This window comes from Sphingomonas sp. LY54 (assembly GCF_035594035.1).
Taxonomy (GTDB): Bacteria; Pseudomonadota; Alphaproteobacteria; order Sphingomonadales; family Sphingomonadaceae; genus Allosphingosinicella.
This window is the reverse complement of record NZ_CP141588.1, coordinates 1,447,501-1,461,678: the sequence shown is the minus strand read 5'-3', so window position 1 is coordinate 1,461,678 and position 14,178 is coordinate 1,447,501. Positions and strand designations below refer to the sequence as shown.

Here is a 14,178-nt window from a genome sequence, read left to right as displayed (position 1 = left end):
CGGTCCTGCGGGGCCGCCCTTTTTTGTTGGACTTGCAAGTTGCTGGAACATAAAGAGAACGCATGTCCCGGCTCGATACACGCGAGAAACTCGCCATCCTGGCCGACGCGGCCAAATATGATGCGTCCTGCGCCTCGTCGGGGTCGGTGAAACGCAACAGCGTCGGCGGCAAGGGGATCGGGTCGACCGAAGGGATGGGCATCTGCCACGCTTATGCGCCCGACGGCCGCTGCATCTCGCTGCTGAAGATATTGCTGACCAACAGCTGCATCTTCGACTGCCATTATTGCATCAACCGCAAGAGCTCGAACGTGCGGCGAGCGCGCTTCACCGCCGCGGAAGTGGTCCAGCTCACGCTCGCTTTCTACCGGCGCAATTATATCGAGGGGCTCTTCCTCTCATCGGGTATCATCCGCTCGTCCAACTACACGATGGAGCAAATCGTCGAGGTCGCGCGCAGCCTGCGCGAGGACCATGATTTCCGCGGCTACATCCATCTGAAGACGATCCCGGACGCCGATCCGGAGCTGGTGCACAAGGCCGGGCTCCATGCCGATCGCGTGTCGATCAACGTCGAGCTCCCGACAGAAAGCGGCCTGAAGCGGCTGGCGCCCGAGAAGGACGGGGTGAGGATCGAAAGCGCGATGGACGGAATGAAGGCGTCGATCGAGGCCGGCCATGACGAGAAGAAGCGCTTCAAGGCCGCGCCCGCCTTTGCTCCGGCGGGGCAATCGACGCAGATGATCGTGGGAGCGGACAGCGCCAATGACGGCGAGATCGTGCAGCGCGCGAGCGGCCTCTACGACCGCTTCGCGCTGCGGCGCGTCTATTATTCCGCGTTCAGCCCGATCCCCGACGCGAGCGCGATCCTGCCGCTGAAGCGGCCGCCTTTGATGCGCGAGCACCGGCTCTACCAGTCGGACTGGCTGATGCGCTTCTACGGCTTCAAGCCGGCCGAAGTGGTGGCGGCGACCGATGCGGACGGCATGCTGCCGCTCGATATCGATCCCAAGCTCGCCTGGGCCCTGAAATATCGCGGGCAATTCCCGGTCGACGTCAATCGCGCGCCGCGCGAGATGCTGCTGCGCGTGCCCGGCCTGGGGGTGAAGGCAGTCGACAAGATCGTCGCGTCGCGGCGCTGGCGGCGGCTCACCCTCGACGATGTCGGCCGGCTGACCGTGTCGGTGGCGAAGATCCGGCCGTTCATCTGCGCCGAGGGCTGGCAACCGGTGGCACTCACCGACCGCGCCGACCTGCGCCAGCGCCTGCGGCCGAAGACGGAACAGCTGGAGCTGTTCAGGGCTTGATCGGCCATGCGCTCGGTTCGGCTCGCCCATGAGGAAGATTTCGACGGCTGGCGCGACGCGGCGCGGGCGCTCGCGCTGGCGGGCGTGCCGGCTGCCGAGGTGAGCTGGCAGGTTGGTGCGGATGGGGGCGACCTGTTCGGCGATGAGGCCATCGTGCCGGCGGCGGGCGCGCCGGCCTTCGCGGTGCCGCGACCGTTCGTCGAACTCGCCCGCGCCGCGATCTGCCATTCGGATCCCGTGCGCTTCGCCTTGCTCTATGCCTTGCTGCTGCGCGTTCGTGCCCACCCGCACGCGATGGAGGACCAGGCCGACCCGCTGCTGCGCAATCTCGAGCTGATGGCCAAGGACGTGCGCCGCGACATGCACAAGATGCACGCCTTCGTCCGCTTCCGCGAGGTCGAGAGCGAGGGCGGCACGCGCTACGTCGCCTGGTTCGAGCCGGACCACCATATCGTCCGCGCCAACGCGGGCTTCTTCGTCCGCCGCTTCGCCAACATGGCCTGGTCGATCCTGACGCCGGAATTGTGTGCGCATTGGGACGGGGCGGGGCTGAGCTTCTCGCCCGGCGCCACGCGCGCCGACGCGCCGGACGGCGATCCTGTCGAGGAGACGTGGAAGACCTATTACGCTTCGATCTTCAATCCGGCGCGGGTGAAGGTGAAGGCGATGACCAAGGAGATGCCGCGCAAATATTGGAAAAACATGCCCGAGACCGCGTTGGTCGGGCAGTTGCTGGCAGGAGCGCAGGCGCGCGAGGCGGAGATGGTGGAGCGGTCACGCAGCAAGGCGGCGGAAGGCGGGCTCGCCCGCGCGGCGGCCGCCGAGAAGAGGATCGAGCCGGGCGGCAACGTCCGCGCCGCCTGGGAGGCTTTGCTGGTCGAGGCGCGGGGCTGCACCCGCTGCGACCTCTACCGGTGCGGCACCCAGACCGTGTTCGGCGAAGGGCCGCTCGACGCCAGGATCCTGTTCGTCGGCGAGCAGCCGGGCGACCAGGAGGATCTGGCCGGCCGTCCGTTCGTCGGCCCGGCCGGGCAATTGTTCGACCGCGCGCTGGCGGAGGCCGGCGTGGACCGATCCGCCGCCTACGTCACCAATGCGGTCAAGCATTTCAAGTTCGAGCAGCGCGGCAAGCGCCGCATCCACGCCAAGCCCAATGGCGGGGAGATCGACGCCTGCCGCTGGTGGATCGAGCAGGAGCGGGCCTTGATCCGGCCGCCACTGACGGTCGCGCTCGGCGCCACCGCCGCTCGATCGATCTTCGGCAAGACGGTGACGATCGGCGCCATGCGCGGCCGCGCGCACCAGGCGCCCAACGGCGACGAGGCTTGGATCACCGTCCACCCGAGCTTCCTGCTGCGCGTCCGCGACAATCGCGAGGAGGAATATGCGCGCTTCGTCGCCGACCTGCGCGGCATCGGCGAGCGCGCCAGGGCGCTCGCCCGCACGGATTAGTAATTCGGCCAGAGGCCCGGGGTGGCGACTTCGAGGACGTGGCCGTCGGGATCCTCGAAATAGAGGCTGCGGCCGCCGCGCGGCCAGCGCATCTCGCCGCGGATCGGGATGTCGCGCGCGACGAGGTGGCGGTGCCATTCGTCATAGGAATCCTCGGCAATCGCGAACGCCATGTGGAGCGGGCCGCGCCCGTCATGGCCGGGCACGACCCCGCTTCGGCTCTCCATGTCGTCGCGCGACGCGCCCTCGTGGAACAGCAGCAGCACGCCCTGCCGGCCGGCGTCGAAGGCGACCAGCCGCTCATTCTCGAACATCGGCGCGAGGCCGATCACGTCGCGGAAGAAGGCGGCCGAGCGGTCGAGGTCGGCGACGTAGAGCGCGGTCTCGAGCAGCCCTTCGATCCTCGGCATCGCCTCCTCCCGCGCCTAGAGCCGGACCAGCATCTTGCCGGTATTGCCGCCGCTGAACAGATCGAGGAAAGCCTGGGGCGTCGCATCGATGCCGTCGCGGATCGTCTCGCGCGACTGCATCTTGCCCGCTGCGGTCCAGCTGCCCATGTCGCGATAGAAATCGGGCATTTCGGCCAGATAATCGGTGTAGATGAAGCCCTGCATGCGGATGCGCGCGGCGATCACCCGCATGATGTAGCGGAAGGCGGGCGGCGGCCCGGCATTGTAGCCCTCGATCATGCCGCAGATGGCGAAGCGGGCATTGTTGCGCGCGGCGGCGAAGGCGGCGTCGAGATGATCGCCGCCGACATTGTCGAAATAGACGTCGATTCCCTTGGGCGCGGCTTCCATCAGGCCCTTCACGATCGGCTGCGCCTTGTAGTCGACCACCGCGTCGGCGCCGAGCGCCTTCACCCATTCGCATTTGTCGGCGCCGCCGGCCGAGCCGATGACGGTCATGCCCTTGGCCTTGGCGATCTGGACCACGGCCGATCCGACCGCGCCGGCCGCGGCGGAGACGAAGACGATGTCGCCTTCCTTCGCCTCGGCGACGCGGAGGAGGCCGAAATAAGCGGTCGCGCCGGTCAGGCCGAGATTGCCGAGCCATTGCGAATCCGCGACGCCCATTGCGGGCACCTTGTGGAAGGCCTCGGCGGGGCCGGTCGCCTGCTCGCGCCAGCCGAGCATGTGGAAGACCTTGTCGCCTTCCCGGAAATCGGGCGAGCGCGATTCGACCACGGTCCCGACCGCGCCGCCCTGGAGCGGAGCGCCGACCTCGAACGGGGGCACGTAGCTCTTCACGTCGTTCATGCGGCCGCGCATATAGGGGTCGACCGACAGCCACCCATTGGCGACGCGGACCATATTGTCGCCGAGCGGCTCGGCCGGCAGCTCCTTCAGCTCGAAATTGTCCATCGTCGGCAGGCCTGTGGGCCTCGCCTTCAAATGCCATGCGCGCGTGCCGGTCATTTTCGTCTCCTTTGTTGTCCCCTTGCTAGTCCCCGGCGGCTGACAACAAAAGGCCCGGCCGTTGCCGGCCGGGCCCCGTCGCGCCTCGCGAGAGAAGCGATCAGTAGGTGCCGCGGAAGCTGCGGTCGAGCACGTGCGGGCCCTCGCTGCCCTGGTCCTCGCGTTCGAACAGAGCGCGGTTATTCTCCTCGTCGCGCCAGGCCCGGTGCGCTTCGTCGGCGCTCTTGTTGATCGTCACCTTGTCGTCGACGCTTTCGATCCACGAACAAGGGATCGAGTGGTGGCGGCCGCCGGCGGCCTCGTCGCTCTTGGTGAGGATGATGCGATCGCCCTTCACCGCGTCGACCGTGCCGACATGGCTGCCGTCCGATCCGAGCACCTCCATATGCTCGGTGACGCGGCCCATCGACGAGCGCTGGCCCTGCCTCTTCTCGCGCCAGCCATGGAATTCCTGCTCGAATTTCGACTGATGCTCGCGGCGATATTCGTCATAGTCGCTGTCGAGCGCCTCGATCTGGCGGCGGCGCCACTCCGAATAGGAATGGTCGCTGATGCCGCCGCCGCGGTCGCCGCGGCTGCGCTGGCGCATCATCCGTTCGCGCGCATAATCACCGCCGCCGGCGCCGCCCATCGCGGCGATGCCATAGCCCGCGCCATAGACGGACGACACCGGATGGGCGCCGTGGGTGCCGGTGCTGCCGACGTCGACCCGGTCGAAACGCGGCCCGGCGAAGCTTGCATCATAGCCGGGCGCATCGACGCGATGGGCGGGGGTGAACGGGTCCTCGTCGCGCTCGCCCTCGCTCATCGCGTAGCCAGTGCGCTCGTCGCCCCAGCCGGGCCGGCTCTCGAAGCGGCCGCCGCGATCGCCATAGGAGCGGGTGCCTTCGTAGCCGCCGCCCTGATAGCGGCTGCGGTGTTGGTCGTCGTCGTCGCCGAACAGGCGGTTGAGTTTGGCCTCGATCCGTTCGAGCAGGCTGCGGTGATCGTCGTCGCGGCGCGCGCGATGGCCGCTGCCGCCGCCCCAGCGGTCGTCGCGGCCGCGATCCCCGTGGGTGCTGCTGCCGTAAGTCCTGTCGCGATGGGCCATCCTGTCCTCCTCTTGCTGGTCCAAAGGGTGATGCGGCGCAATTTTCCTGCGCCCCAGATCCGTTCAGCAAAAACGAAGGATGGGCGCGGCGCGTTCCGGCGGGGGAGGCGGCCCGTGGCGTCACGGCGGCGGAACGACCGGCGCGATCGCCGCCGGGTGCGGGCAAGGCCAATTGGCCCGTTGCGTCGCGTGCGCTGCACGGTTATTGGGGGCGCCTTCGCCGAAGGCGCGGGGCCGTAGCTCAGATGGGAGAGCGCTGCAATCGCACTGCAGAGGTCAGGGGTTCGATTCCCCTCGGCTCCACCACCCCCTAGGGTGAACCAACCGGATCATCGCTGATAAGCAAGTCGCCGTCAGGTGCTGCATCCGGGAGCGGATGTGTCGCAGTGTCGCCAGGTTTCGGGTAGAGGCTGCGGCTGCTGCACCCGGCCCGCCATGCCCGCCAAATAGCGGTCGGAGACGAGCACAAGCCGAGCAGAATCAGCGGCCCGCAGAAAAGAGTAGCGCCCCAGTGCGGGTAGCGGCCGGCGCCGAATTCCCAGGCAGCCATCTGAAACTCGCCGCGCATCGTCATCGGATATCCGGTCATCTCGTGATGCAGATCATGAGCGCGCAGCGCGCGGCGGCGCCAGGCGAAATTGGGAAAGGTGAAGGTGATCGGGCCGACCGGGCAATTCCAGTGGGCGGCCCTGTCCTCTTCGCCCGCGGCCGCTTCCAATCGGGCTAGCGCCTCCTCGCGGCTTAGTCGCACGGAGGTGCGCAGAGTTCCGCCTGGCCGGGCGCGGCGATATCGAGGGCGCGCGCGGTCGTCGGCGTGATCCCGGGACGGGGAGGCAGTCGCGACGGCAGCTTGACGTTCCATGCGAGGCCCAGAAGCTCCAGCATCTGGACGAACCGATAGCCGATATCGATTTGTCCCGGGTAAAGGCCGTGCCGGGCCGAGCTTGGAAAGGCGTGGTGGTTGCCGTGCCAGCTCTCGCCCATGGTGGGAATGGCCATGATCGGCACGTTGTGCGCCTGGATCACCGCGCCGTCGACCGTCCAGTCGCTCGGCCCGCGCGTATGGGCAAAATAGGAAATGCCCCAGTGCATGATCGTGCAGGCCGACACCCGTACGCACACGCCCCATACGACCCACGCCCAGCCGCCGCCGAGCCAGAGCAGCCCCGCGATCGGCGCTTGCTGCAGCATCCAGGTGCGGTCGAGAAACCGGTAGAAGCGATCGTCCGCGATTCCCGGGCCCGCGTCGAAGCCCGGCGGCCGGTCGAGCACAAGCTTGAAGTTGAGATAGAAGAAGCCGTCGACGAGCGGCGACCTGGCATGGCGCAGGAACCAGTGGCAGTCCGGCTGGCGTTGCGCCCAGTCGCGGCTGTCGTGGAGCCGGATCGTCCAGATCGGACCGCCGATGCCGACAGCGGTACCGAGCCACATCATCGCATAGTCCACCCATTTCGGGCATTCGAAGCTGCGATGGATGAGCCGCCGGTGAAACCCGACCGAGTGGCCCGCGCACAATGTGACGGCCGAACAGGCGAGGAAGATGCCGAAGGCGCTCCAGGTGAAGGTGAGCGGCGCGAGGACCAGCGCGCCGGCCAGCATGAAGGCATTCCAGAGCGAGCGGGGCGGGTCCCAAACGACCTTGCCCTCGACCGGACTCGCCCGGTCGAGACCCGTCAGCGAATTGACCTTGAACGCACCTGTTGCGGCGCCGCCAGCTTCGCTCATGATGTCCCCCTCAATAGTCGCTCTGCTCTACAGTCCCCGTCCCGCTGAAATGCCGGCGCGACTGCCTGTCCCTTCGCGACTTAGTCGTGCAAAGTTAATTAGATCCTTTGTCGAATTCTTACAAACAGCGCAGCGTTCCTAATGGAAGACCGTGTATTGCCAATCCGGCAAAAGAGGGTCTGCACAACCTCAGGCTGAACTCATCCGGCTGCTCGCGCAGAAATTCGTGGCGCCGGCTATGATCGGGAGGGCCGGTTTCGACACATCTGTTTAGCTGATGTCGCCCGTGCCGGCTTCTTCGGGGGCGGCGATGCGTTTCAGGGGCGAGAGGAACCACAGAGTCACGAAGGCGGCGAGCGAGAGCATGATCGCGACGTCGTAGCTGCCGAGGCCGACGGCGACGCCGATCGCGCCGGTCACCCACAGGCTGGCCGCGGTCGCGGTGCCCTTCACGCTGTCCTTCAGACGCAGGATCGCGCCGCCGCCGATGAAGCCCATGCCGGTGATCAGCCCCTCGACGATCCGCGCCATCGCTTCGGGACTGCCGGTGGTGATCGTCTCGGCCGCCTGGATGAAGCCGCAGCTCGCGATTGCGACCAGGGGAAAGGTGCGGAGACCCGCGCTGCGCTCCTCGCGCTCGCGGTTCCAGCCCAGCGGGAAAGCCAACAGATAGGCGCACAGCATGGCCACGGCGTGCGGCAGGATATTGAAAGTGTTGGCCTGGAATATCTCGTTCACCCTGATCCCTCTTGCCGCTGATCGTACCGACGGTCCGGGCGCGCCGGCCCGACCTGCAGAAACCACTGGCCCTTCGGTAAGGCTCCGGCAATAGTCTGGCGGTCATCTCCAGTGACGATCACCGCAATGGCGACCCGCCTGCACGCGCGGCCGGAAAGGGAAGCTCATGATCCAGGCATCCGACGTCAGGCTGCTTGTTTGCGACGACGAGGCGATGATGCGCTCGCTGATGCAGCGCTCGCTCAAGCATATGGGCTTCTCCCAGATTTCCGAGGCGCGCGACGGCGCGGAGGCGCTGACCCTGGCGCGGGCGCGGCGGCCCCATATCGTCATTTCGGATTACGACATGCCCGGCATGGACGGCCTCGCGCTCGTCACCGCGCTGCGCGCCGACCCGCTGCTGCGCAAGGTCGGCTTCATCCTGCTGAGCGGCGTCGCCGACGAGGAGGTGGTGCGGAGAGCCTCGGAGCTCGGCGTCAACAGCTTCATCCGCAAGCCGTTTTCGATCGCCGACCTGCGGCGCCGCCTCGACGGCCTGTTCTTTCAGCTGACGGGCTCGCGCATATCCTGATCGGCTGCAGTGCGGCCGGGCGATGACCGCGACGTCGATGCCGTTTCGTGCCTCCGTCCAGCCGGAAGCAGCGCCGCGCTGAGCAGATAGCCGAGCACGGCGCTCCCGCCGTAGCCCACGAGCGGGGTCGGATAATTGCCGAGCGCCGCGGCGATCGCCACGGCCGCCCAACAGGCGCCGAAGGCAAAGATGGCCGCGCGCTGATTTTCGCCTTCGAAGCCGCGACTGAAGCCCGGCAGGACGAGCATCAGGCAGCCCGCCACCACCGCCACCCCGGCCGCCGCATCGACGTCGAAGGCCGTGTAGAGGATGCGATCGACGTAGGGGACGGCGGGGAGCGCGTCCGGCCGGAGCAAGGTCGCGACGAACGCCGCCGCGGCCATGATGAGAACGAGCGCGGAACGCCGATCCCGCGCGGCGAACAGGACGGAGGCCATTCCCGCGGCCAACACGCCGGCCATTGCCCGATCGGGCTGGACCGCCAGGGCAAGCGCCGCCAGCCCGACCCCGACGGTTCCGATTGCGTTCGGGCGCCGCGCGTACAGGATGATGAGCGCCGGCAGGACCACCAGGCTGATCTGCACGTTGATCGGCCCGATGCGCACCCAGCGCGCAGCGCCATCGACTGCGGCGCCGAACAGCGCCGTGGCGAGCAGGGACAGGGCCAGCGCCACGACGGGCCAGCCGCTGCGCGCCAGCCATGCGCCCGCGCGAGGACCGAGGCCGAGCCACATCATCGCGCCCAGCAGCAAGGCCGCCAGATTGACAATCATGTAGCGCGCCGGCGCGCCGGCCGCGGCCATGTAGGCGAGCCCGAGGCCTACCGCGCCGCTCGCACAAACCAGCCCCAGCAGGCGCGGACGGTCGAGCAGCTTCTGCATAGCGGTCATGCCCCCTGGTGGTCGCGAGAATGCGAAGGTGAAAATCTGCGAAATGCCATCCTGTCATCCCGCTCTCACCTCCGCAACGGCTCGGATCGGGACGCAACCAGGCAGGAGGACCTCAGGGCGCCTGGCGGGAATAATATAGCGCGAGCGGCTCGATCAGTTCTTCGGGGATGCGGCGGGCGATGACCGCCATCGGCTCGTTGGGGCGCTTCGCCTCGACCATGCCCGGCTCGCCGCGCCACAGGCGCAGGCGCTGGGCGAGATAGGGCGCTCTCTGGCCGGCCAGCACGGGATAGAGACGGCGGCCGCGGCCGGAATGGCAGCTTGCGCAGGCCGGGAGATTGGCTTCGCGCAGCCCCGAGGCGACGACGCGCTCGGCCAGGCGCTCGGCCTCCGTCCGGGCCGGGGGCGGCGGGGATTGCGGCGCGGCGAGGCCGGGCAGCGCCGCATAATGGCGCGCCAGCGCGGCCCGCGCTTCGCGGCCGACGCGGACCGCGGCCGTCTGCATCACCGCGCTGTGGCGACGGCCGTCGGCATAGCCCTCCAGCGACGCGAACAAATAAGCTGGGTGCTGGCCGCCCAGGATCGGGATGTCGGGCTGGCCGCGGCCGCGGCCGTCGGCGCCGTGGCAGCGCGCGCAATCGGGCAGGGCACCCTCGAGCGTCAGCGCCCGTCCGCCGACGACGCGACCGCCCGGCCCGCCATAAGCGAGTTCGCGGTAGCGGACCGGACTCATGTCCGGCAGCAGGCGGACGAAGGCGGCCATGCGGCGGACCTCGTCTCTGCGCTGCTGCGCGGGCCAAGCCGGCATCGCGGTGAACTTCACGCCATGCTTGACGATCCAGTGGAGCTGGCGGTCGTTCCATTCGCCGGCGGTGTCGCGGAGGTCCGGCGCGGGCGGCGTCGCCGACTGCATCGACGGCGCCAGCGGCTCGCCCGGAGCGCCGTGGCAAAAGGCGCAGGTCGCCGCATAATGGCCGGCGGCCGAGGTGATGCCGCTCGGGTCGAGCGCCGGCTCGGCGATGGTCAGCGCCGATTGCGTGCGCACGGCATTGCGCATCGACCAGTGCAGGAACTTGTCGGTGATCGCCCAATGGCCGGTCGACGCACCGATATTGATGATGCCGAGCCAGGCGACCGTCGTGCCGAGCGTCGCCAGCACCACGATCGTCAGCACGACGCGCAGCCAGGTGATCCTCACAATCATGGCTGCACCGTGCGAATATTCTGGTCGCGCAGCAGCCGGCCGAGCAGCAGGAGCCCGCCGAGCAGGTAGCTGCCCGCGCCCACCAGCAGCATGATCACGCCGCCGATCTGCTGGTCGTGCATCGGCGAAAGGCCCATGCCGAACAGATCCGAGCCGTGGGTGCCGAACAGGAGGCGGGGCGCGAGCGCGACGAGGACGCCGAGCAAGGTCATGTGGATCGTCGTCAGCAGCAAGGCCCCGACCCCGGCGGCGCGGCGCACGCCGCTGGCGGAATCGCGGGTGCCGAGGCAGGCGCTCCACAGCAGAAGGCCGGCGGCGAAGAACATCGCCTGCTCGAGGATAAGGCCAAGCGCGCTGGTCGCCGCGAACTGGCGCAGGGCGGGAAGGTGCCAGCCCCAGACGACGAGCAGTTCGACCACCGACATCTGCAGCGGGCCGACCAAGGCCGGCCAGCGCGCGGCCGGATCGAGCCGCGTGCCGGCAATGCCCCAGGCGACGAGCGGCGCGGCGACCGCGACCGCGGCCATATGGGCGGCCATGTGGCCGGTCATGCCGAGGTGCGCCGCGGCCACGGCCCAGGCCGCGACCAGCACGAGGATGCCGGAGAGGAGCGAGACCCGTTTCATCGGCAATCCGGGAACATGAAGGCGGGAATCGCGGTGTAGACGATCGCGACGAAGCTCAGCGCCGCCAGCAGCAATTTCGCCGCGGCGAGGAAACGATGGCGATCCTCGCGCGTGCTCTCGTCGTGGGGCGCGGTGCCGCCTTCCAGCCGCTCCTGCGCCCAGGCGATATAGCCGGTGGCCGCGACCAGCCCGAGCGCGACCAGGGTGGCGACGGCGACGACGATCCGGACATCGTCGAGCGGCTGCAGCGGCCCTGCCTTGGCGCAGCGCACCGCCGCATATACATAGCAGAGCAGGAAATGCAGCGCCCAGACGGTCGGCGGGGCGACCAGCGCCCACAGGGTGGCGGCGCGCTGCTGGGCGCGATCGAACAGTTTGCGCCTCATACGAGCCTCGGGAAGAAGGCGATCGTCAGGAAGGTGATGAGCGCGCTCAGCGCCAGGAAATGGTGGAAGACGGCGATGTTGCGCACATCCCCGTCATAAGTGGGCGTCATCCGCCCGGCGAGGCTGCGGCCGAGCGCGTAGAGCTGCATGATCACGCCGACCGCGGCGTGGGCGGCGATCCACAGGACGAGGATCCAGACGATCGCCGGATAGACGTGCAGCCTGGGATCGAGCCCGGTCGTCCACGGGCCGGCGAGGCTGGCGAGCGCGCCGGCGCCGGTCGCGGCGGCGGCGAGCAGGAGCGCGAGACGGGCGATGCCGACCCGGCCACGGGCGTTGCTCTCGCGCGCCGCGATGGTGAGCGCCCAGCCGGCCAGGATCAGCGCGAGTGCAACCATCGGCCAGAACAGGCCGGGGCCGTCGAGGCCCGGCGCGGGCGCGGGCGGGAAATCGCTGTGGATCGTCCAGTAGAAGAAATAGCCGAAGATCAGGCTGCCGAACGCGGTCGCATCGCCGACCATCGTGATGAACATCGCCCACCAGCCCGGCGAGGCCGGCCCCGACGCGTAGAGCGGCAGCACCACGCCGAGCCCGGCATGTTTCTCGGCCTTTTCGGGGATGATGCCGGTCCCGGTCCACAGCCACCACAGGATCACGCCGAGCGCCGCCGCCGCGGAGACCAAGGCCGCCCAGTAGAGGTGGAAGGTGGTGAGGATGAAGAAGCCGCCGAGCGTCGCCGCGGCCAGCATCGGCACCACGGTCGGGCCGCCGATCCGCGCGACCTGCAAGGGCTTGGCGTCGAGCACGGTGGTGACGATGAGCTCGCGCTCGCCCTCCTCGGCGTCGGGCAGGAAATAGCGGCCTTCGTCGACCTTGCGGACGAAATCGGGCTGGTCCCAGAGCGGATAGCGGCTCTCGATCACCGGGATCGAGCGCACCCCCCAATCCTCGTCCGGCGTCTTGGGGACGGCGAGCCATTCGAGCGTGCCGGCGTTCCAGATGTTGCGCGCCACCCGCGGCCGCCGCGGCGACAGGAACAGGTCGACGAGGATGATCGCGACCCCGGCGGCGAACAGGAAGGCGCCGATCGTCGAGACGAGGTTTAGCGTGCCGAGGCCGAGCTCGGCCGGATAGGTGTAGACCCGGCGCGGCATGCCCATCAGGCCGGTGAAGTGCATCGGGAAGAAGCCGATGTTGAAGCCGACGAACAGGAACCAGAAGGCGATTCGGCCGAGCCGGTCCGACAGCTTCTTGGCCGTGACCAGCGGCCAATAATAATAGAGGCCGGCGAAGAGCGGGAAGAGCACGCCGCCGACGAGGACGTAATGGAGGTGGGCGACGATGAAATAGGTGTCGTGCGCCTGCCAGTCGAACGGGGCGTTGGCGACCATCACCCCGGTGAGGCCGCCGACAACGAAGATGGCGAGCGCGCCCGCGGCATAGAGCATCGGCGTCGACCAGATCACCCGCCCCGCCCAGATCGTGGCGATGAACACGAAGATCTGCACGCCGGTGGGGATCGCCACCGCCTCCGAGGCGGCCGCGAAGAAGCCGATGCTGATATTGGGCAGCCCGATCGTGAACATGTGGTGCGCCCACAGGCCGAAGCTCAGGAAGCCGGTCCCGACCGCGGCGAGCACGATCCACGGATAGCCGAGCAAATGGCGCTGCGCGAAGGTCGGCACCACCATCGCGAAGATCGCGATCGAGGGCAGGAAGACGATATAGACTTCGGGGTGGCCGAAGATCCAGAACAGGTGCTGCCACAGTATCGGATCGCCGCCGCGCGCGGGATCGAAGAACGGCCAGTCGAGCAGCCGCTGCATCTCGAACAATATGTCGCCGGCGATGAGCGGCGGGAAGGCGAACAGGATCATCACCGCCACCACCAATATGTACCAGGCGTAGAGCGGCATCAGGTTGAGGCCCATGCCGGGCGGCCGGCATTTGAGCACCCCGACGATCAATTCGACCGCGGCGGCGATCGACGACACCTCGATGAACGACAGGCCCAGCATCCAGATATCGGCGCCGATCCCGCTCAGCGTCGGATCGGTCGACAGCGGCGGATACATGAACCAGCCGCCGTCGGGCGCGGCGTTGAAGAAGATCGAGCCGCCGACGAAGACGCCGCCGATCAGGAAGCTCCAATAGCCGAAGGCGGAGAGGCGCGGGAACGGCAGGTCGCGCGCGCCGAGCAATTGCGGCAGGATCAGCACCGACACCGCCTCGAACATCGGCACCGCGAACAGGAACATCATCATCGAGCCGTGCAGCGTGAACAGCTGGTTGAAGGTCCCCGCCGAGACGAGGTCGTTGTCGGGGACCGCGAGCTGGGCGCGCATGATCAGCGCCAGCACGCCGGCGAACAGCATCATCCCGAAGGCGGTGAGCACGTACCAGATGCCGACCGCATTGTTGTTGGTGTCGGTCCAGCGGAAGAACAGGCCGCGCGGCGCCGCCCAGACCGCGCGCAGCCGATCCTCCTGGGCGGCGCGGACGGCGGGATCGCCCTGGTCGGGGATGGCGATTGCCGGATCGGCCATCAGCGCAGCGCCTCCAGATAGGCCGCGATCGCCGCCGCGTCGGCCGGCGGCATTCCGGGGAAGGCCGGCATCAAGGCCCCCGGCTTGGCGGCGGCGGGATTGCGGATGAAGGCGGCGATCGCGTCGCGCCGCATCGGCAGGGTGCCGGCGCCGAGCGAACGCCGCGCGCCGAAATGGGTGAGGTCCGGGCCGATCGGGCTGCCGGGCCCGTGGCCGCGGATCACG

At 68.5% G+C, this 14,178-nt stretch carries 15 protein-coding genes and 1 tRNA gene (1 of these 16 only partly in view); 4 read left to right on the top strand and 12 right to left on the bottom strand.

Annotated elements, in window-relative coordinates; translation table 11 throughout:
* Positions 1 to 62 precede the first annotated feature (62 nt).
* A complete protein-coding gene (locus SH591_RS07395) occupies positions 63 to 1,307 on the top strand; it encodes a putative DNA modification/repair radical SAM protein (RefSeq protein WP_324751167.1) in 1,245 nt (414 codons plus the stop codon).
* Between the two features lie 6 nt (positions 1,308 to 1,313).
* On the top strand, positions 1,314 to 2,759 hold the full coding sequence (locus tag SH591_RS07390; protein WP_324751166.1) for a UdgX family uracil-DNA binding protein: 1,446 nt from the start codon (positions 1,314 to 1,316) through the stop codon (positions 2,757 to 2,759).
* Here the strand turns inward: SH591_RS07390 and SH591_RS07385 are convergent.
* The 3 genes from SH591_RS07385 to SH591_RS07375 all read right to left on the bottom strand — a co-directional run bounded on the left by SH591_RS07385 (position 2,756) and on the right by SH591_RS07375 (position 5,267).
* Positions 2,756 to 3,169 carry a VOC family protein gene (locus SH591_RS07385; protein WP_324751165.1) on the bottom strand — a complete coding sequence of 138 codons (414 nt, stop codon included), beginning with the start codon at positions 3,167 to 3,169 and terminating at the stop codon, positions 2,756 to 2,758. The two genes, SH591_RS07390 and SH591_RS07385, sit on opposite strands and share 4 nt — an antisense overlap.
* Before the next feature lie 15 nt (positions 3,170 to 3,184).
* Positions 3,185 to 4,177 carry an NADP-dependent oxidoreductase gene (locus tag SH591_RS07380; RefSeq protein ID WP_324751164.1) on the bottom strand — a complete coding sequence of 331 codons (993 nt, stop codon included), beginning with the start codon at positions 4,175 to 4,177 and terminating at the stop codon, positions 3,185 to 3,187.
* Between the two features lie 100 nt (positions 4,178 to 4,277).
* Positions 4,278 to 5,267, bottom strand: a complete 990-nt coding sequence (locus SH591_RS07375; protein ID WP_324751163.1) for a DUF2171 domain-containing protein — start codon at positions 5,265 to 5,267, stop codon at positions 4,278 to 4,280.
* A 230-nt stretch (positions 5,268 to 5,497) separates the two neighbouring features.
* On the opposite strand from SH591_RS07375, the gene SH591_RS07370 reads away from it, so the two are divergent.
* Positions 5,498 to 5,573 (top strand) — tRNA-Ala (locus SH591_RS07370).
* A 4-nt stretch (positions 5,574 to 5,577) separates the two neighbouring features.
* On the opposite strand, the gene SH591_RS07365 is transcribed toward SH591_RS07370, so the two are convergent.
* From SH591_RS07365 to SH591_RS07355, 3 genes are all read right to left on the bottom strand, one after another.
* A complete protein-coding gene (locus tag SH591_RS07365; protein ID WP_324751162.1) occupies positions 5,578 to 5,985 on the bottom strand; it encodes a hypothetical protein in 408 nt (135 codons plus the stop codon).
* 23 nt (positions 5,986 to 6,008) lie between these two features.
* Entirely contained in the window at positions 6,009 to 6,992 is a 984-nt protein-coding gene (locus SH591_RS07360; RefSeq protein WP_324751161.1) for an acyl-CoA desaturase, read from the bottom strand.
* A gap of 270 nt (positions 6,993 to 7,262) precedes the next feature.
* Positions 7,263 to 7,730, bottom strand: coding sequence for an MgtC/SapB family protein (locus SH591_RS07355; protein WP_324751160.1), 468 nt, complete (start codon positions 7,728 to 7,730; stop codon positions 7,263 to 7,265).
* A 166-nt stretch (positions 7,731 to 7,896) separates the two neighbouring features.
* Between SH591_RS07355 and SH591_RS07350 the strand changes: the two genes are divergently transcribed.
* On the top strand, positions 7,897 to 8,301 hold the full coding sequence (locus tag SH591_RS07350) for a response regulator (RefSeq protein WP_324751159.1): 405 nt from the start codon (positions 7,897 to 7,899) through the stop codon (positions 8,299 to 8,301).
* On the opposite strand, the gene SH591_RS07345 is transcribed toward SH591_RS07350, so the two are convergent.
* The 6 genes from SH591_RS07345 to coxB all read right to left on the bottom strand — a co-directional run.
* Complete coding sequence (locus SH591_RS07345; RefSeq protein ID WP_324751158.1) at positions 8,274 to 9,191, bottom strand: hypothetical protein; 918 nt, start codon at positions 9,189 to 9,191, stop codon at positions 8,274 to 8,276. The two genes, SH591_RS07350 and SH591_RS07345, sit on opposite strands and share 28 nt — an antisense overlap.
* A 112-nt stretch (positions 9,192 to 9,303) precedes the next feature.
* On the bottom strand, positions 9,304 to 10,395 hold the full coding sequence (locus tag SH591_RS07340; protein WP_324751157.1) for a c-type cytochrome: 1,092 nt from the start codon (positions 10,393 to 10,395) through the stop codon (positions 9,304 to 9,306).
* Positions 10,392 to 11,021, bottom strand: a complete 630-nt coding sequence (locus SH591_RS07335; protein ID WP_322830903.1) for a cytochrome c oxidase assembly protein — start codon at positions 11,019 to 11,021, stop codon at positions 10,392 to 10,394. Before SH591_RS07335 ends, SH591_RS07340 begins: the two co-directional genes overlap by 4 nt.
* Positions 11,018 to 11,407 (bottom strand): hypothetical protein, encoded by a 390-nt coding sequence (locus SH591_RS07330; protein WP_324751156.1) that lies wholly within the window; start codon positions 11,405 to 11,407, stop codon positions 11,018 to 11,020. The genes SH591_RS07335 and SH591_RS07330 overlap by 4 nt, the downstream gene beginning before the upstream one ends.
* Positions 11,404 to 13,953 (bottom strand): cbb3-type cytochrome c oxidase subunit I, encoded by a 2,550-nt coding sequence (locus SH591_RS07325; protein WP_416385216.1) that lies wholly within the window; start codon positions 13,951 to 13,953, stop codon positions 11,404 to 11,406. Before SH591_RS07325 ends, SH591_RS07330 begins: the two co-directional genes overlap by 4 nt.
* Positions 13,953 to 14,178, bottom strand: the end of a protein-coding gene (gene coxB, locus SH591_RS07320; RefSeq protein WP_324751155.1) for a cytochrome c oxidase subunit II. Its footprint extends 737 nt past the window's final position; the window shows 226 of its 963 coding nt (coding positions 738–963); the start codon falls outside the window, past its right edge — the gene reads right to left on this strand; it ends in the stop codon at positions 13,953 to 13,955. Before coxB ends, SH591_RS07325 begins: the two co-directional genes overlap by 1 nt.